This window comes from Paracoccus sediminilitoris, assembly GCF_003259195.1.
Classification (GTDB): Bacteria; Pseudomonadota; Alphaproteobacteria; order Rhodobacterales; family Rhodobacteraceae; genus Paracoccus; species Paracoccus sediminilitoris.
Map to the genome: position 1 here is coordinate 1 of NZ_QJPK01000036.1, position 18,496 is coordinate 18,496.

At 56.1% G+C, this 18,496-nt stretch carries 14 protein-coding genes and 4 pseudogenes; 7 read left to right on the plus strand and 11 right to left on the minus strand.

The window, feature by feature from the left end; translation table 11 throughout:
• The first annotated feature begins 25 nt into the window (after nucleotides 1-25).
• Both DKT70_RS16420 and DKT70_RS18475 read left to right on the plus strand, forming a co-directional pair.
• A complete protein-coding gene (locus tag DKT70_RS16420; protein ID WP_111560159.1) occupies nucleotides 26-445 on the plus strand; it encodes a VOC family protein in 420 nt (139 codons plus the stop codon).
• Between the two features lie 415 nt (nucleotides 446-860).
• Nucleotides 861-1,064: pseudogene (locus DKT70_RS18475) on the plus strand (GNAT family N-acetyltransferase); the annotation flags it as partial.
• Between the two features lie 29 nt (nucleotides 1,065-1,093).
• On the opposite strand, the gene DKT70_RS16430 reads toward DKT70_RS18475, so the two are convergent.
• Both DKT70_RS16430 and DKT70_RS16435 read right to left on the minus strand, forming a co-directional pair.
• Complete coding sequence (locus tag DKT70_RS16430) at nucleotides 1,094-1,810, minus strand: aspartate/glutamate racemase family protein (protein WP_111560160.1); 717 nt, start codon at nucleotides 1,808-1,810, stop codon at nucleotides 1,094-1,096.
• Between the two features lie 949 nt (nucleotides 1,811-2,759).
• Complete coding sequence (locus DKT70_RS16435; protein ID WP_199559634.1) at nucleotides 2,760-4,115, minus strand: aminotransferase-like domain-containing protein; 1,356 nt, start codon at nucleotides 4,113-4,115, stop codon at nucleotides 2,760-2,762.
• Nucleotides 4,116-4,253: 138 nt separating this feature from the next.
• Between DKT70_RS16435 and DKT70_RS16440 the strand changes: the two genes are divergently transcribed.
• The 3 genes from DKT70_RS16440 (at nucleotide 4,254) to DKT70_RS17860 (ending at nucleotide 6,500) form a co-directional block, all read left to right on the plus strand.
• Nucleotides 4,254-5,114 (plus strand): DMT family transporter, encoded by an 861-nt coding sequence (locus tag DKT70_RS16440; RefSeq protein ID WP_111560162.1) that lies wholly within the window; start codon nucleotides 4,254-4,256, stop codon nucleotides 5,112-5,114.
• A 468-nt stretch (nucleotides 5,115-5,582) separates the two neighbouring features.
• Complete coding sequence (locus DKT70_RS16445; protein ID WP_111560163.1) at nucleotides 5,583-5,912, plus strand: hypothetical protein; 330 nt, start codon at nucleotides 5,583-5,585, stop codon at nucleotides 5,910-5,912.
• A 252-nt stretch (nucleotides 5,913-6,164) separates the two neighbouring features.
• Nucleotides 6,165-6,500 carry a hypothetical protein gene (locus DKT70_RS17860; RefSeq protein WP_146612667.1) on the plus strand — a complete coding sequence of 112 codons (336 nt, stop codon included), beginning with the start codon at nucleotides 6,165-6,167 and terminating at the stop codon, nucleotides 6,498-6,500.
• Nucleotides 6,501-8,275: 1,775 nt separating this feature from the next.
• On the opposite strand, the pseudogene DKT70_RS16450 reads toward DKT70_RS17860, so the two are convergent.
• Nucleotides 8,276-8,768: pseudogene (locus tag DKT70_RS16450) on the minus strand (transposase).
• Nucleotides 8,769-9,875: 1,107 nt separating this feature from the next.
• On the opposite strand from DKT70_RS16450, the gene DKT70_RS16455 reads away from it, so the two are divergent.
• Together DKT70_RS16455 and DKT70_RS16460 are read left to right on the plus strand one after the other, a co-directional pair.
• Nucleotides 9,876-10,403 (plus strand): thermonuclease family protein, encoded by a 528-nt coding sequence (locus DKT70_RS16455; RefSeq protein ID WP_158530133.1) that lies wholly within the window; start codon nucleotides 9,876-9,878, stop codon nucleotides 10,401-10,403.
• A gap of 569 nt (nucleotides 10,404-10,972) precedes the next feature.
• A complete protein-coding gene (locus DKT70_RS16460) occupies nucleotides 10,973-11,416 on the plus strand; it encodes a pyridoxamine 5'-phosphate oxidase family protein (protein ID WP_111560165.1) in 444 nt (147 codons plus the stop codon).
• 123 nt (nucleotides 11,417-11,539) lie between these two features.
• On the opposite strand, the pseudogene DKT70_RS16465 reads toward DKT70_RS16460, so the two are convergent.
• From DKT70_RS16465 to DKT70_RS18480, 8 genes and pseudogenes are all read right to left on the minus strand, one after another.
• Nucleotides 11,540-11,892, minus strand: a pseudogene (locus tag DKT70_RS16465) (hypothetical protein); the annotation flags it as partial.
• A gap of 400 nt (nucleotides 11,893-12,292) precedes the next feature.
• A complete protein-coding gene (locus DKT70_RS16470) occupies nucleotides 12,293-12,688 on the minus strand; it encodes a type II toxin-antitoxin system HicB family antitoxin (RefSeq protein WP_111560166.1) in 396 nt (131 codons plus the stop codon).
• A 56-nt stretch (nucleotides 12,689-12,744) separates the two neighbouring features.
• Nucleotides 12,745-12,933 (minus strand): type II toxin-antitoxin system HicA family toxin, encoded by a 189-nt coding sequence (locus DKT70_RS16475; RefSeq protein ID WP_111560167.1) that lies wholly within the window; start codon nucleotides 12,931-12,933, stop codon nucleotides 12,745-12,747.
• A gap of 334 nt (nucleotides 12,934-13,267) precedes the next feature.
• Nucleotides 13,268-13,429, minus strand: a complete 162-nt coding sequence (locus tag DKT70_RS18105) for a hypothetical protein (RefSeq protein WP_158530135.1) — start codon at nucleotides 13,427-13,429, stop codon at nucleotides 13,268-13,270.
• Nucleotides 13,430-14,700: 1,271 nt separating this feature from the next.
• Nucleotides 14,701-15,924: a plasmid replication protein RepC gene (repC, locus tag DKT70_RS16485; RefSeq protein ID WP_111560169.1), complete on the minus strand. Its 1,224-nt coding sequence runs from the start codon at nucleotides 15,922-15,924 to the stop codon at nucleotides 14,701-14,703.
• A gap of 211 nt (nucleotides 15,925-16,135) precedes the next feature.
• Nucleotides 16,136-17,065, minus strand: coding sequence for a plasmid partitioning protein RepB (repB, locus tag DKT70_RS16490; RefSeq protein ID WP_111560170.1), 930 nt, complete (start codon nucleotides 17,063-17,065; stop codon nucleotides 16,136-16,138).
• Nucleotides 17,049-18,242, minus strand: coding sequence for a plasmid partitioning protein RepA (gene repA / locus DKT70_RS16495; protein WP_111560171.1), 1,194 nt, complete (start codon nucleotides 18,240-18,242; stop codon nucleotides 17,049-17,051). The genes repB and repA overlap by 17 nt, the downstream gene beginning before the upstream one ends.
• Before the next feature lie 135 nt (nucleotides 18,243-18,377).
• A pseudogene (locus DKT70_RS18480) lies at nucleotides 18,378-18,496 on the minus strand (recombinase family protein); the annotation flags it as partial.

An 18,496-nucleotide genomic window follows, 5' to 3' on the forward strand; every position in this document is an offset into this window, starting at 1 on the left:
GCGTCGAGGGCTGCTAGGGGGTGCTATGTCCGAACCACGCGTGGCCGGCCTGAACCATGTAACATTGGCCGTAGCGGACTTGGACCGATCAGTGTCCTTCTACCAGGACACCCTGGGCTTCCGATTGCACGCCATTTGGAAAGACGGGGCTTATCTAGAAGCAGGCGCACTATGGCTGTGCCTTTCATTAGACCCGAACGCCAAGCATGCAAGGCGGGATGACTACACTCATCTCGCCCTCGATGTTGCGCCACCCCACTTCGAGGCTCTGGCCGCACAGGTCCGTACAACCGCACCGATCTGGAAGGAAAACCGTTCAGAGGGCGCGTCGCTTTATTTCCTGGATCCAGATGGGCACAAGTTAGAGCTTCATGTTGGATCATTGGCTTCCCGCCTTCAGCATTACCGGGACTATCCCTCAAATGGGCGAACCCTCTTAGATTGACCCTCATCGTGATCGGCGGCTGTGGGCTCTTCGCGTTGATGGCGCCAGGCCTCTATGCGGGAGGAGGCTGTCAGCGATCCGTAGTGAGATTTGTGTAGGCAAGAGAAAAAGGCCGCAGATGAACACGATCCCGACTCTTACCACTTCCCGCCTTACCCTCCGGCCCATGCGGGCCGCAGACTGGACTGGCTACTATAGTCTTATGGCGTCAGATCGCTCCATCTACATGGGTGGTCCATTCTCCGCTGTCGTGGCCTGGGGGATGTTCTGTGCCGATCACGCCCAATGGAGCTTGTTCGGATGTGGTGCCCTCATGATCGAGGACACAACCAGCGGCGAATGTCTCGGACAAGTGGGGATCAATTCAGGGCCATTGTTCCCGGAATTCGAATTGGGATAATTACTCTACCCTGCGGCCGAGGGACACGGTTTCGCATACGAAGCCGCAGCAGCCTTGCGAGCATGGAGCCTTGCTGTCAGGCACATTGAAACGCTGGTGAGCTATGTCGGTCCTGACAATGCAAGATCATCTAGATTGGCCGAACGGCTCGGTGCAACGCTGGATGCCAACGCGCAGCGGCCTAATCCCTCAGATCTCGTCTACAGGCACTACGGCTGAAGGACCGCTTAGTGCTCTTGCATCAATCCTCAAGCTAGCGATGTACGTCCATTGCCACCAATCGCCTGCGCCACGGCCGCCTTGCAGTGAAGCTCGGTGGTCGAGAAGGCCGGCAAAGGCGCATCCTCGGGCCGGAGCAGGAGCGGGATCTCCGTGCAGGCCAAGGCTACGCAGTCAGCCCCACGCTCCCCTAAGGCCGTGATGATGCGCTGATACTCCTGCCGCGTCTCGTCCCGGAACCGGTTTTGTACCAGCTCGTCATAGATGCTGTCGTGGATGAAGGCCTTTTCAGCCTCGCTCGGAATGATGGCTTCGACCCCGTGCCGTTCAAGGATCTCCGGGTAGAAGTCGCTTTCCATAGTCTTGCGAACCCCGAGGATGGCAACCCGACGCAGCCCCCGCGCCGCAACAGCCGCGGCCGTCACATCGGCAATGTGGAGGAAAGGAATGGCGATAAGGGGCTGGATGGCTGGCACAAAGCGGTGGACGTCATTGCAGGTGATGACGATGAACTCGGCGCCTGCTGCTTCCAGTGCGCGGGCCGAGGCCAGGATCTGCTGGCAAGCCGCATCCTCGTCACGCCGATGGATTACGGCGTCCACATAATTCTGCCGGTTGACACTTTCTAGCACGATGCGGGCCGAAGACACGCCCCCTGCTGCCTGCTGCATCATTTCGTTCGTGCGCTTGTAGTATTCGGCGGTCGAGACCCAGCTCAGGCCGCCGATCATTCCAATCTTCTTCATCCAGTATGCTCCCTCTGGCTAGAAGGTAGCCGTCTTGGCGACCGGTAGCAAAGGGCTCTTTCCGACCCTCGCTTCACATTCCTTGAGAGTTCGCCAAGGGCCGAGTGCGCCGATTAGAGGCTGCCGCGACCCCGTGCCGTCGCCATGGGCGACCGGTCGACTTGAGCCCATTGCCGCCGGTTGCGGGCTGACTAAACTGAATGCGTGCAGACAGTTTTTATAGGCCCTTACGTGTCTCAGTTCCCGGTTTCCATACTGGACCCAGATTCGAGCGAGGCGACGGCTCTTACTCTTGGAAGAGGGGCCTTTCTGCGTGAGATCGTCATTGCAGGCCTATTATCATTCCCCTTACCCATAGTCTTCTTGGGCGGCGTCTACGTCTATCGGCATGCAGGGGACATCAACCTACCTGTTTTCACAATCGCCCTGGTTCTCATCTCTGGACTCACGACTATCCCATTGATCTTCTATGCCTCATTCCGATTGAATGCGGCTACCCTCGCCCGTGAAAGAGCTATCGCAGGTTCGTCAATGCAACGGCTTTATCCGCCTTTGAAGGGGCCGTTTTTACTGCATTCTATTGTCGCTGGTTCGCTCAAATCGCGCATCCTTGCTGGCTTCCCCGCCTGCATCGGGTTTGGCCTCCTATTTGCTCTAATGTCGCATGTGACGACAGACAGTGCTATTATGCCTCTCCATTTCCCAATCGGAATTCTGACAGCTATCCAAGCGCTCATAATCACGCATCTGCTTAGATGAGCGTCCGCTTGGTCCCGCATAGCAGACTGTGACCCGCCGATCCCGCTGCACTAAGCACGAACGTCCGGTCTGGGGAAGCTGCACCGCAGCGCCAGTCAGAGACCAACCGGCGGCAATGGGCCGTGCGCGTGCGCCAGCGACTACCCCGCGCGGTTTCCGGCACATGACCGGCAGATCGGCTCAATGAACCCTAAGCCGCCGTTCGCAGTGCCTTTGCTAAGTCTTCATAGACAGAGGGTGTTACTTGGCTAACGTTTAGGCGCAAGAAGTCTTCTGCCGTCCCTGCGGCACTGAAGACGTTGCCAGGGGCAAAGATTATCCCTCTCTCCAGCACGGTCGTTGCCAGGGATTGCGCGTCCTGTCCCTCCGGCAATTGGCACCACAGGTAGAAGCCGCCGCGGGGCATGAGCCAGGGTACGATCCCAAGCCGTTCTAACTTTTTGGAGGCGTCCCGCCGCGCCCGTGCGAGCCGGCTTCGGGTGGCGACGATGTGCTTGCGGTAGCTTCCGTCCGCCAGCGTGATCCGAACGATTTCAGCGGAAACCGGGCTCGGACCCCCGAAGTTGGTGGCGACCTGTAGGTCCGTCAGCGCCTCAACAAGTTCCGGCCGTGCTACGACGTAGCCACAGCGCGCCGCAGCCGATAGCGTTTTGGAAAAGCTGCCGATCCGGATGACGCGCTGCAAGCCGTCGAGAATTGCGAGGCGCGGTGACAGGTCCGGCTCCAAAGAAGCGAATGTGTCATCCTCTACAATGGTCAGATCCCACTCCGACGCCAGCAACAGCAGACGGTGCGCGGTTTGTGCCGATAGAGTGGCACCGGTCGGGTTATGCAGCGCCGAGTTCGTAAGGTAGAGGCTTGGGCGATGAGTTTTTAGCGCTTCGGCGAACGCAGCCAGATCAGGGCCTTCCCGTGTGAAAGGCACCGAAACGATCCGGACCCCGAGAACGCGCAGCAGCGCCTGAAAATTGAAGTAGCAGGGATCATCGACCAGAACCGTATCCCCTGGCCGCAGCAAGAGACGACAGATCAGGTCGAGGGTCTGCGATCCTGAACCGGTCAGCAGCACCATGTCGGGATCGACCGGTAAACCTTCCTCCGCGCATTGTCGCGCCAGGAGGTGCCGCAGGTCCTGCCCTCCGCGCGAGCTGCCGTAGTCCGCCAGAAGAGCATCGTCGCTTCGGCTGATCTGACGCAGCGCGCGCCGGATCGCCGCTTGCGGCATCCAGTCGGGCGGCATCCACCCACATCCCGGCTTCAGCACACCATGCGCCGCGTCCAGCGATTGCCGCGACACCCAAAGCGGATCGACCGACCGGTCCAGATCGGTCGCCGGAGGCCGTAGGCTCGTGAAAGCTGCGCGGTTCGCGACATAAAATCCGGAACCCGGCCGGGACAGGATCACCCCATCCGCCACCAGCCGGTCATACGCCTCGACCACAGTCGAAGGCGAGACGCCCATCTTCGCCGCGAGGCCGCGGATTGACGGCACCCGCTCCCCAGCAAGAAGCGTACGTTCCGCGATCATGTGGCGGATCGCAGCCATCACCTGTGTCGTCCGGTTTGTCATAGGGCAGCCGTATGGGTTGGGTGAGGAGTACAGTTCGGTGCTTTTGTATGCCTTCCGTGCCTGTCGCCACCAGCCGCCTTCTCCTAACCATGCGAAAAAACAACGAGGGCAGTTATGGGACTTGCAAGCAAGGGATGGGGCAGCGGCCTCATCGGCGTCATTATATTCAGTGCATCCCTACCAGCTACACGGGTGGCGGTATCTGGCCTCTCTCCGATGTTTCTGACTTCGGTCCGCGCCGTCATCGCAGCGGTTCTGGCGGTGATGGCGCTAATTCTCTGGCGTCAGGCCCGACCTTCAACAAGCGATCTTCCTTCGCTGGCCATTGTGGCTGCGGGTGTCGTGATCGGCTTTCCATTGATGACTGCTCTTGCCTTGCAGCACATCACCTCGGCCCGCTCCATCGTATTCATCGGCCTCTTGCCGCTGGCGACGGCCATCTGCGGGGTGATCCGGGGCGGGGAGCGCCCTCGGCGAGCTTTTTGGCTGTTCTCTTGTGGAGGGAGCCTGCTCGTCGCGCTTTATGCTTGGTCGCAGACTGCTGATGGCACCCTTACCGGCGACCTGCTGATGTTGGCCGCGATTCTGATCTGTGGACTGGGATATGCAGAGGGAGCCGTTCTTTCCCGGCGCCTCGGCGGCTGGCAGGTCATCTCGTGGGCATTGCTTCTGGCCGCACCTATCATGGCCGTTCTCGCAGTGGGAACGTGGCCGTCCGATTGGACCCGCGTGACAATCCCGGTTTGGCTGGGCCTAGGCTACGTCTCCGTCTTCAGCATGTGGGTCGGCTTCGTGTTCTGGTATCGAGGGCTAGCTCTTGGTGGCATCGCAGGGGTTGGCCAGTTGCAGCTCCTGCAGCCCTTCTTCGGGCTGGCACTAGCGGGTGTAGTGCTGGGTGAACCTGTGGCTTGGTCTATGATCGCCGTGACGCTGCTCATCGTGGCCTGCGTTGCAGGGGCAAAGCGTTTTGCATGATTACAAACGGTGAACTTGAGAATGTGTTTCGTTCGTCACTGACCGGGAAGTCCCGCATAGCGGACTGTGCCATCTACGTTTCGCTGCGCCAAGACATGAATGTCCGATCTGGGGAAGCTGCGACGCAGCGCCAGTCAGAGACCGACCGGCGGCTTTGGGCCGAAAGCGCGGGTCTGAGGCTCCCGTGATCTCGCGGCGTCGCCAATGGCGGCAGATTGACGTGGTAGGTCAAGAGCCCTCCGCGGTCATCTGCATATATTGCATGACGCTAACTTGCCGTAGCGCAGCCAACCAAGCAAAACTTTCACCATGAGGGACTCTGGCAATGCCGGAAGACGACATTAAGGGTGTGCATTGAAATCTAAGACTATAATCTGTCTGGCTCTGTCATCAGTCGCGCTAGCAGTGTGCGCTGTCACTCCACCGGAGACAAAAATTGAAGAAGCACAGACTCTTCAACGGTCCGTAATGCTATCCGAACTTTTGAGCGGGCGGGAAATTCTTCTGAACGATCCACGGTTTGACGGTTACGCGCAAGTCTGCCTCGTTGGCTACGATTTGATTGGAGAGCCTTTGCAGCGCTGCAAGGGAGCGAAAGAAAACAGCGTGCTCGTTGTGCCCGTGTCGAACGCTTCTTGTATGGAATACATAGGGCCCCAGGATCTCATAGGGAGAAAATTGAACGTGCTGATGGATGGAGAAGCGTACTGTAAAGATGTTGGCTCCAACAGTTCGCTTTCCATCGTCCAGGGGTGGAACGGTCTAACCCGTGACCGTATCGACTTCGAGGTTCGATAAGAGCAACCGTCACTTTGTCCCGCAGAGCAGCCAGTGACCTGTCGATCTCGCCGCGCCGGGCATGAACGTCTGCTCTTGGGAAGTTGCACTGCAGCAGAAATGCCGTCCCGACCGGCTGCAAAGGGCCGAGTGTGCCAATCTAAAGACGCCGCGTGCCCGTGCGGTCACTAGGGGCGGCAGATCGACGCGAAGAGCCCATTGCAGACGGATGGCATCATTGCGATATCTTAACGTGTTAAATCCGGAGTAGATATGAAGAAGGGTTATTTTGAGCTAGCCAATCTTCTCTTATTTGTTGGTCTGTTGGTTGTTTCGTGGGTCGAGCGTTCAAGAAATTGGATGGAAGCTGTAGAAATAGTTACGCATCTTAGTGGCTATCTTGAAGACAGATTAGGAAACGAGGTCAAGGATCTACAGGCTATGTCCGCCATTGAGGACATAGAGTTTTTTCTTCGGTCTCAAGGCGGAGGCATTTCTTTAATTTTGTACTCAGTGCTCTCATTGTTTGCTTTTCTCTCATTCGCGAAAACGGATCTATGCGCAGGTATTACGGCAGCTTTTGTTCGTGCCTGGACTTGGCGTCCTTGACTTCTGCGAGGTGAGATTTGTCCGCTTCGTCCGGCATAGCAGACTTTGCCTGCGCGATCTCGCTGCGCCAGGCACGAACGTCCGGTCTGGGGAAGCTGCACCGCAGCGCTAGTCAGAGACCGACTGGCAGCTTTGGGCCGAGTGCGCTGGTCAGGGGCCGCCCAGGTCCGTTGCCGGCACCAATGCCGGCAAATCGACGTTAAGAGCCCATCAGCGACATTCGCGATAGCTGCAGCGAATGCAGGTGCAGCGTGAGCGGCCCGACCTATAGCGGACAGTCAGCACTGGTCTGGCGCCGCTTTGTAGCATTCTTAGAGCGGACGTTCGTGCTCGCCGTGGCGCAAGGGACCAGGCACGGCCTGCTTTGCGGGGTGAAATTATCACTCTAGTGACAGTCCTACCTATCTTCATCGGTCAAATTTTGGATTAATTTCGAGACATTCTTCCATTAGTAATAGAACACTATTATTCGATAATTTAATAAATCCAAATTATTTGTTAATTTCAAAGCTAACACTGTGTATATCGATTTTATTTTTTAAATTTCATATACAGCTCTTTTATAGTAATGGCTGTTGAAACCAAAAGCATTGTTATGTTTAAATATTTCATTTTCCTAATAATAGGGTCGTCGATCTCCAACAGGACAATTAACAAGCCGCAGAGTGTCATGTAGAATGCAAGCTTATAATTGTTCTTATCTTCCATTTTTACATCCTAACGTCCATTTAAACGCATTACCTGCAGAAAATAGCATCATATAGCAACGTCAAGTCAAGCTTACAGAAGAGCTACCTAGGGTCAGGACTAGAAAGGTCCTTCACGCCATAGGTTGCCGAAGCCATTACTTACTACCCTTGCATGTATTCAAAAAGCGATGTGTGGTACCGGCTAACCTCAATGTTTCTGACCGGCCCACAATCTCAATCAATTTTGCCCCACCTGCGGTCACCCTGTTTATTGAGAATATCTCGTGTTCCGCAAGCACTCCAGCATCTTCAACTAGCCGCATTTCAGAACGGCAATAAGAGCCTTCATTTAATAGCATTAACGACACTATTACCCTTTCAGCTGACGCCCCATTTTTGTGTTGAAATTTTATTATATTTTGTGACTGACACACCAAAGCGGCTTCACTTCGAATGCATCTATCTGGAATATCAGACTGAAGACGATTAATCAGAGCAAGGTTCCTCTCGGAGTTTGCCTCCATACTTAGATCAGATATAGCTGCCCTTATAGCGCCCTCGGCCGCCTCATCAACTCTCCCGGAAAGATATTGCGGGCTTGGACCACAAGAGGTTAGAAAAATGAATATCACCGCGAAAAATAAACGATCCCACGGCTTTCCGCAAAATGCGGCATCGTTATTGTTAATATAATCGAAATTGCCCAATTATCGCCCTTTCAAATTTTTGGAAATCTCTGACAGACAAAGGTTACTATAGTCGGCGGAGACCAACTGCAGATCATCAACCCGAACAAACAAAGCTGAGTGTCCCGAATTTTTAGCTATCTTCCTTACTTCCTCCGCGCTGAAAGGTATGTAGGAAAACCTGCTTTCCTCATGCGCCTCACACGCAAGATCAACCAAAGCTGGAACATCTGCGTGGTCGGTGACGACCCTGAAACTCAGAGAACCTTGCGAAACGCGAGCATCAAACTTATTCACCAACGCAATCCACACTGGCTACATTCTCGCCGGATATACTTTCCACACGATAATTCAATCCTAATTCTGAATCGCCTTCGCTAGGGTCGGGACTCGTTCTTGATCACAACCAGAACAGGACGGTTGCGGCCAAAGCGATTGCGGAGAGGTATGTCTCCGGGCACCTGTCGTAACGCGTGGCGACACGTCTCCAGTCCTTCAGACGACCGAACATGATCTCGATGCGATTGCGCCTTTCGTTCGGCCGATCTGGCGAGTGCGCGCCCCTTTTTCGCACGCAGGCTGCAGGCCGTGCGGTGCGCCTTCAGATACGTGGCATCGATCATGATCGTCTTGGGATCGGCGCCTTCGGCGGCCAGGCCGACCATGATCCGCGCGAAGACGCCGTTATCGCTCCAACGCCTCCAGCGATTGTAGAGGGTCTTGGCCGGTCCGTATTCCTTCGGCGCATCGCACAATCGCAAGCCATTGCGGTTGACGAAGATAATGCCGCTCAGCACACGCAGATCATCCACACGCGGGCGGCCATGGCTCTTGGGAAAGAACGGACGAAGACGCGCCATCTGCGCCTCGGTCAGCCAGAAGAGGTTGCTCATTAATCAGGTCTCCTGGCGGCGGCCTGAATCACGCAAAGAGGGTAAAATCAATGGGTCTGGACCCTAGCGCTCCGGCACTCGCTGAAAGGTTTGGGCTCGTCGTGATAGTCCATGCCTCGCTCGTGCTGCGCCAGCGACGAACGTCTGCTCTTATGTCCGAGAGCTTTAGCTCGCCGAACCGCGGAAAGACGGCTTTCCGCCCTTCGCCACGTTCTGGGCCTCAGCCGCGCTGCGCCGGCAACGAATGTCCGTTATTGCACCCTGAGAGCTTTGGCTCGCCGCACCGCAGTCAGGCCGCTCACCGCCCTTCGCGGCGGGTCAGGCATCTGTTAGGCTGCGGCGAGGCCGAATGGCTGCTTTAGCGTCTTGAGGCCGTCAGTTCGCTGCGCTGCCGCAAGTCCGCAAACCGCCCTTTGTGACGGATCAACCGCCGACCATGCTGCGCTGACAGCAAATGTCTGCTTCTGCGCCGCGAGCCCTCGGGTTCGCCGCACCTCCGTCAGTCCGCTTTCCGCCCTTTGTGAAGGACTTGGCGCAGGCCGTGGCGCGACGGCGACGAACGTCTGCTGCTACGTCCCGATACCCTTGTTATGCTGCACTGCCGTCAGGCGGCTCTCCGCCCTTTGTGACTCACTAGGCGCCAACCTTGCTGCGCTGTGGCTGAATGACCGCTTCGGCGTGCGCAGACCTCTGGTTAACCGCACCACCGAAAGGCCGCTTTCCGCCCTTCATCACGGTCTGGGCCTCAGCTGCTCTGGGCCGGCAACGAATATCCGCTCTTGCACCAGAGAGCTTTGACTCGCCGCACCGCAGTCAGTCGGCTTTATCGCCCTTCGGCGCCATTCGAACACAGTCCATGAATCCAGTACTGTAGGTGCAGCGAACCACTGCTTGGTCGCGCAGAGCAGACTGTGACCCAACGAACTCGCTGCGCCTAGCACGAACGTCCGACCTGGGGATGCTGCAAGGCGGCGCCAGAACGAGGCTGTTTGGACGCAATGGGCCAATCCCGCCTTGCGGGGGTTTGTGTTTGGCTCCACACCGCCAGCCATGAGTTCGAGACAAAAGACACGTCGCCGAAGCGCCTTGCAGAAGCTACTAGGTGCTTTGGCCATTGTTGCCGCGATCCTGGTGATCGGGGACAGAAGCCCCCAGATCCGTGATGCGTTGGAAGATCAGCTTCGGGACATTCTTCGGACTGAGCAACCGCGCGAACAGGTGGCGGGTCTGGCACATGTCATCGACGGCGATACGCTGGACATCGATGGCACGCGGATCCGGATGTTCGGCATCGATGCCCCAGAGGGGCAGCAAACCTGTCGACGAAACCGGTCGGACTGGGCTTGCGGGGAGGCATCGACCGATGCGCTGGTGGAAGCGGTTCATCGGCGGGAGCTTCGCTGCGAAGCGCGCGACACCGATCGCTATGGCCGGGTGGTAGCAGAATGCTGGACTGGAAAGCGCAACCTGAATGCTTGGATGGTGGCGCAAGGTTATGCCGTGGCCTACCGGCAGTATGGCGGGGACATATACGACGCCGAGGAGCAAGCCGCCAAGGATGTAAAACGCGGTGTCTGGAGCAGCAGGTTCGAGATGCCCTGGGATTGGCGCAAGCGCGACAGGGGAACGAACTGAAGAGAGAGCTGCGATTAGCTGATCGGTAACTCTACCGTGCTACTCGAAGCCGAGAGGCTATGGAGAAGACGGTAATGCGTGGTGACTGGTGTGGCGTGTGTGGCAATGAGATGACCCCGATGGGGAGCCATCGCCTTGGATGTATCTCCTGCTATGCCAGCACGGGCCCGGACTGGACGGCGCGCTGGCTGTCTGACTGCGCCGCTGCCGCAAATACCATCTCTAAGGTCGTGGTCATGGCCGATTGGCTAAAGCAGAAGACTCCCTCTGCCGCCGCGACCCGGTCTTCGCATAACCATACCTGACCATGTCCTAGGGATGGCGCAGCGCCCGACTGTAAAATGGCCGGATGGCCGAGATGGCATGACCACCGCCAGCAGGGAGCTGCCGCACGGCCCGCATGACCTTCCGACACGAACTTCCCCTATCCTTGCAAACCCACCTCCGGAAGCTGGTTGCACGGCCTGATACAGTCTGAACCTCCTTGAGAGATCTATGTCTAGGCGTGCAACAAAACGCATCGGGCCAGCGTTCGGAACAGTGTGCATCCTTAACCCTCAGGAGGGACCATGGCCCACAAGACAATTCAGGATTTGGCAAAGGCGATGGGCAAGATTGATTTTGCCATGCTGACCACCCGAACCGAGGACGGGCAATTAGCCACCCGCCCAATGAGCAACAACAGCGAGGTCGAGTGGGACGGCGACAGCTATTACTTCACTTATGAAAACACACGCACCGTCAGCGACATCGAGCGCGACCATCATGTCGCGCTGTCCTTCCAAGGTCGCGCCGGCATTCTTGGCGCTCCGCCGCTTTTTGTCGCCGTTGAAGGAGAGGCTCTCATCATCCGCGACAAGGCAGCCTTCGCAGATCATTGGTCCTCTGACATTGATCGCTGGTTTCCTGACGGAATCGATACGCCGGGCATGGCTCTGATCAAGGTTCATGCTGTGCGCGTGCATTACTGGGATGGCGAGGAAGAGGGCGAGGTCGACCCTTCCAAGGCCTGAACAGCTCCCGCCGCCGCGATGAACTGCGGCGGCGGTTGAGATTTGACGCTTGAGGCGGATGAGAGCAAACAGTCCGGTAAACCAGCATCCGACAAGCCCCTACCGGTCCACCTCCACGCAACCTTGGCCGAGTACGGGGAGCCGTTCCGAGATCCGGAACTTCTGCCTGACATGCTTGATGCAAGCACGGCGGCGGACGGGGCTCAGAAGTATCCTGATGCGTTCGTCCCATGGGCCTCACCCCAAAAGATGAGCTTCTCGAGCGTCAGGTCAGAGACGGCCTTCCGGAGCCGCTTCGTCGCCATCGGGCTTGAAGCAATGGCGCTCCAATGGAACGATTTCTCCAGCTCCTTCAGTCGCGTCACTTGGTCGGTTTTCAGCCCACCGCACTCCCTGCGCCATCGATAGGAGGTGAACTGCGTCACGCTGATCGACCGCACGGCTTCGGCCACCGACTGGCCTTGCGACATCAACACGTCAACCTACCGGAGCTTAGCGACGATCTCCTCCGGCTCGTGCTTCCTATGGGGCATTCCTGCATCCTTTAAATGGCTCAAAAGCCATATCGCAGGGAGGACCACTTTTCAGGGGGCAGACCAAGCAGGCCGTGCGACGGCCAGGCGCTGGACCGTTCTTCGTGATGTGCAACTGGGTGGGGAAAATCGCGATCCCCCCCCTCGTTCCTTTACAAATGGGCCTCAAGAATCTGATTTAATCCTCCTGCGGTCCCGGCGCAGTGCAAAGCGTGTTTAAGAACTAGCGACCTATGAATGGCCCATGCGCCATACGGCTGCTCACTCTCTAGGTAGGAGCGTTATTCGTTTTATGACCGCCCCCCCCGTCTCAAAACCAGGAAACGGCCTTTTTTCGTTTAGGCTAGGCCCCTACCAACTCATGCCTGGCAGCGGATGCCAGAAAGGAGGACCGGGTCATTCCGCGCCCTTTAGCTGTTTTATCGATTGCTCGAAGCAGTCCGCGCTCGATCGTAATATTTACTCGTTCGACCGCAGTATCGGCCGGGATGTAGGGCACGGGCATCAAGATAGCGCCGGCTGTTATAGCTTCTATTACCTCCGGGCGGTTTCGAATGGTATCAAGGGTTGTGGGTTCGACATCAGGCATATCCTCGAACCAGAGATCGAGCGCCTCAGTCGCTGCGGCCGAAATATTGTTCCAGTCATCGGCGGCAGCAAAACAGCCTGGTAGATCCGGAAAGGTCAGGCCAAATGAGCTGCCCTCGTCCTGATGGATGATAGCAGTAAAGTACTTCATATTACATTTGCTTCCTTCGGTTGGATGATGGTCGGGTCATGGGCTGGGTAGCCGGACTAGAGAAGCCCGGCCTGTTCATAGATGCTTCTGACTGTCCCTAGCGGTAGGTCCTTTTTGGGGTGGGGTAGGATTACAGTTTTGTCACCCTTTCGAAGCTTCATGTGTGACCCTCGTTTCTGGACCTCTTCGAAGCCTTCCGCCTTCAACAGTTTCAGGAGCTTTCGTGAGTTGGTCTCTAGCTCCATTGCCCTTCCTTTATGAGCATTTATATACACACTTTGATAGCATGTGCAATAGTGTGTATATAAATGCTCTACGAAGCAGCCACCGCTGGCAATTGCAGTGGAACCGACTATCCGGTGCGAAAAACTGGGTCAGCTTACCTAAGACGGGCCGTCCTTTATCAGTTAAAGCTCGATCCCTAGTTTTAGCTTCCCGACAGCCACCCATATGTTCCAGGACTTGATCCCCCTCTTGGCCAATCTCTATGTCTCATTGCGCCCAACCTCTCTGGCTATGGTCAGACCAAGGTACCGACACCTGGGACGTTCCACTATGCCCTTGATTGGCTCGCTCAGGTTAATCGAAAGGTCCACAGGGGCGCTTTTGCTCGATCGCTACGAACGTTACATCTTTGCCTATGGCACGCTGGTAGGTCTGCACCTCGCCATGCGTTATCTCGAACGGATATCCGCGATCATTAGCTAGGACAACAACGTCTGCATTGACGGTTTCAGCCATCAGCAGGGATCGTGGAAAATTTATTTGCGGGGTGTGAGCGACGCCAACCGTGAAACTCGCCACTCGTCACTGTCCCAGGCCACGATCAGGGACAGGCTTAAGGCACCGGAGCCAAATTTCGAGATTCTCTATCCCAACGGAGACGGAGTCGGCATTGCCTACATGTCGCGATTCAGCGGAGAGGAAATCTAATTCTACCCAGTGCCACGATTGCTGCACCAACATGGCACTCTATCAAGATTTCCAGGCGAATTTCCATCAGTATTGCCCGCCGATTCTGGCCACTTGGGGGCGCTATGATACGGTTGAGGCTCACCTTCTCATGACGCGCACTGATCACGATGCTGCCCTGTCCGATACCATCCGCGCTGCTCGCAACTTATAGCTCAGCGCCCTGCCCATCTGCCGCCTGTTAACCGGGGTGGATGTCGAGATCTACCCGTGGCTCATCCTTGGGCCGCACGAGGCCCCGATCAACTGTCAGCTAGACTTAACGTTGCTCAACGAAAGCCCCCTGCCCTTCCGATCTTCTTCGCATCAAAGATCAGCGGCCGCGCCTCGAGTTTCTCCATCGCGGCCTTGACCTTGCCAAGACGCGTGTCGATTTCTTCGAAGAACTCCTACTGGCCTGCCTATTTCTCTTCGAACTCTCGCAATTCGGTTAGTAGTTTGGCATAGACCGCGCCTTCGTCATCGAACCGTGTCTCCGTTCAACCGCCGTAATTCTAGGCTGTGGCCATAGGGTAAATCATGCATAACCTCGATCCGTTTTCACCCTTCGGTCGCAATAGCTTTGGTGTCAGCCTGGAACAATCGCTGAGCAGATAATTAAGCAGAGCAAGCTCTATAAGCTAGTCGCCGTCCATTCCCCAAAAGAGATCATGCAACACGCTGCCGCCAGCAGCCTAATAGACCTCGATACCGGCGAAGACCGCACGACTGATAGAAATGTGCATAAAAGTTTCGTCGGCAACCGCCGGATCTAACAAAGCTCTTTGTTCCAAGATGAATGGCTCGCCTCTCAAACCTGAACCTCATGCTCGTAATCCATATTGACTTTGAAGGCCATCAGCTGTTCCAGCACCTTTTCATCTTCGGCATAAAGCTCGAATAGGACAGGGGCCATTCTTTTGATTTCACTTAATGTAACCATCAAACCAATGAACCTTTCCCCCTCATATTCTGACACTCGCACGACAAGACTTAACAGCTGTTAAGTCGTCACTTCCGAGTTAGCGAAAGAGTATGCAGTCTCTCCATCTTAACAGCTGTTATGCTGCAGATCGCCGCCCAATCAATGCCATGACCATCGGCCCACAAGAAAACTCGCCGGCCGCCGCTTTGCCGGTCAATGCGCGCAAGTATCCACCAGGCGATTTGATATCGTCAAAGCGTTCCAGGATGGCAGCAACGACGATCGAAGCGTGCTCCGGGCCCATGAACCGCTGCGCCTCTTCCCATGCTGACACACTGATCCCCATGGCTGGTCGCACATGGCTTGCCGCATCAAAAAGCTGGTGCCAATGCCGGATCTCGCCTTGGTAGAAGGTCTGGAGCGAGGGGCATGCAGCTATCACAAGGTGGAGCGGGATCTTTGGCAGGTGTCTTGTGTCCTGTTCATAGAGGTCAGCCACACACTCATCCTCATCCTCATCCTCATCCTCATCCGCCACGCCGGCCGCTGCACCTCTTTTTTCTAAAGCAGGTTCAAGATCTATAGATTCTTTATTTGAATTATGACGGTGACGCTCAAATCGGGCACTATTGGTGTTCATTTCTTCTGTTTCAGGACCGTCAATGATGTCGCGTGCCTGGTTGAGAAGAACTTCAAGATCGGCGCGAAAGATCAACAGATCCTCAATCGAAAGCTTGCGCCGAAGGGCGCGCGCTGTGATGGCGGCCGTGTCGCGAAGCTGATCCCATAGGCCAAGGCCCGGCTGGATTTCCTCTCCAAACATCGCCAGAGCTGCGAGATCGCGTCGCATGAGACTTACGACCTCTCTCAGACGCCTGACACGCTCCTCAGCTTCGCGCACAGCCTCAGCGGCCCGCGCGATCCCCTCGGACTGGCTGTAGAGTGGAGACAGGTCAAAACCAAAGGCTACGCGCTCTTCGCCGTACTTGCGGACGTAGCGCTTCCCATTTGGGCTATCTCGCCGCTGAAGCAAACCAGCATCAACAAGACGCGCCAGGTGACGCCGCATTGTAGAGCAGGGCATGCCATTCAGGCGCTCACAGATCGCTTTGTTTGAGGGAAAAACTACCATTTCGGCGTTCCCGCCAAGTGCATCGTGCGGAAAGAAGCTGAGGAGCCCCTGCAAAACGGTCAGATCACGTTCTGCCACGCCAAAGGCCGCTTGCGCCTTGGAAAGCTCGCGTAGGAGTTCCCATTTGTTGACAGGTCTGGCCGGAACAGATGCCTTAGGGCGCTCGATCAAGCGCAGATTGGCGTGCGAAATCGGCCGCATATACGGCGAAATCGGTGTGTACTCCATGAAAACATTCACGAAGGCAAAATTTCTACGGCCCGCGAATCGCTTTGCGCTTGCGGAGTAGGGGCCAGAACGCTACATTCAGAAGTGCGAAAACTGAGATTTTGTAGCGGGCTGATCCCGATGCGAAACCTTATAAAGGTCTCGTGAAGCTAGCTTCTCGGGGCCTTTTTCTTTTTTGCCTGTATCGTGCCTCCTTGTTAATTGCTCTTGCTCAGTCTCCTGAACGCTTCCAGCGCTCATGAAGCTCGGTAATCAGCTTTGGGGCATTGCCCTCCAACCAGCTGACAAAATCGGGTTGATCCGTAATCAGATCGAGTTTTAGCTGCTTGCCTTGTCGACCGGTCTTGACTGTCGCTGCTCCGACGCCAGGGATCTCTAAAGCAGGTGCGTCCTTGCGAGGCGCACTAGTCTTCCTCTCCGCGCTCTTCGCAACTTCCAAAACTGCGAGAAACGCACGATCAGAAATCTCATCGACCGAGCCGGAACTTTCGGTCTTGGCTTCATGAGCTACGGCTTGCAGTTGGTCTCGATCACCGTCGTAGGCACTCAAGGCCTTCTTGAGTTCTTCCCATCTGGGGCGGCCAATCCCGGGGGCTGCGCCAATTGCTTGGATGAGTCCCTCGCCGACAGTCCGAACGACACTCAAGAGTTGTGAGACACCAGCTTCGTGGAGGTTAAGGACTTCGGCTACACCTCGACTGGTGCGTTCAGCCCCTTCCAAATGGTCACCTTCCAGAAGCGCCGTCGCAACAAGCGCGCGCTCAATAAAACTCAGATCACGACGCTCTTGGTTCTCGAGCAGCTGGTCTCGAAGCGCTTGGTCACCCTCGACTTCTGTAACGATGGCTCGAACTTTGATACCGAGTTCGCGACATGCCTCTAGGCGTCTACGACCATAGATCAGGTTGTAGCGATCGCTTTCCAGTGGGCGGACCAAGACAGGCACACGCTGACCGTTCTTGGAAATAGAGTTCTTCAGGCCCTCAACTTCAATCTGAAGCCTGTCATCTAACCGCCCCTCGATAACAATCTGCGCCGGATCGATCTCAAATACACCGCCACGCAGACGGCGCCCTTCAAGAGCGTCAGGAGCGTTGCGAAGGGTCTGCAGCGGCAAGCCAAGTTTAGGCTTTCTTGTCATTTCGCCCCCAAGTGTTCTGGATGATTTCAGCGATCTCATCGTTCACTGAGTTCATGGATTCGATCGCACGATCAAACGTCTGACGCGTGAAGTCCTTTTTGTCAGCTTCGTAGAGCGTTTGCTTCGTCAAGCCGGCATCAGAAATTGCGGTCGATTCAACCATATGATTGGTTAGGACCGACCTCCCAAACAGGCTACGAATAAAAGCGATGACTTCGGTCTGTGGCGCGTCGCCGACCTTGTATCGCGTTGGCAAAAAGCGCAGCCAATCGAAGCGCAGATTTGCACCTGCATCCCTGATCACTCCCAATAGATCCGCAGTCATTCGCAGGAATTGGGACATCGACATGAGGTCAAGCATCTGCGGGTGAACCGTCACAAGCACACCAGAGGACGCGGAAAGTGCTGACATCGTCAAAAAGCCAAGTTGCGGTGGACAGTCGATTACAACAACGTCGTAGTTTGCTTCAACACTATCGAGAGCGTCGTGAACTCTTGCAAAGAACGCCTTCGCTCCCCCTCGCTGAATAGCAGCAGGCGTCTCGTGCTCGAACTCCATCAATTCAAGGTTGCCCGGGATGAGATCAAGTCCGCGGATGTAGGTCTCGCGGATGACTTCGCTGATCGGAACTGGATCGTCGTAGCGGACGGCATCATAGAGGGTTCCGCCCTCCACAAGGTCGAGTTCCGGCTGAATTCCATGAAGAGCCGAAAGGGATGCTTGAGGGTCGAGATCAATAGCAAGAACCCTGTACCCCTTAAGCGCCAAGCGTTGAGCGAGGTGAGCAGACGTCGTCGTTTTGCCTGACCCGCCCTTGAAGTTCACCACTGAAACGACTTGGAGCTCGTCACCGTCGCGACGACCAGGCACGTAAGTTCCAGACTTCTTTGTATTTCCTTCAAGTGTCTGACGGATTTCCCATATATCGTCGAGCGAGTAGCGGCGATGACTTCCAGCCGTCGTCTCGACGTCAACGATTTTTCCTTCTCGATGAAGCTTGCGAAGATAGGTATGATCGACACCAAGGAGTTCAGCAGCTTCGCCGCTGGTCAAAGTGCGCATCACCTTCCTTGCATCCGGCGGGAAGTGGGCAGCGCGCTGAGCATGCAGGTTTGACGCGAGAAGTTCCGCGTAGTGCCCAATGGCGATGTCTAGATCCTGCTCAACTTCGCTCATATCTGCCCCGATCCGTGATCGCGTTTTTTAAGTGGCCGCGCGTTATTTTTCGCGACTATTGCCCAACCGACCAGATTCGTGCAAGCACTTTCTAGATTTGATGGCAGTCAGTCCTGACCACCCAAATGCCCATCTTTAAAGTAGCCCCATTTTCCTTGCCCGCTCCAGCAGCATTCTGACCGATGAAGGCTGCCAGGTGGTCCGGCCGCGCGGGGTGCGCTCTCGCATCGCCTCCAGGCGGGCGCAGATGGCTT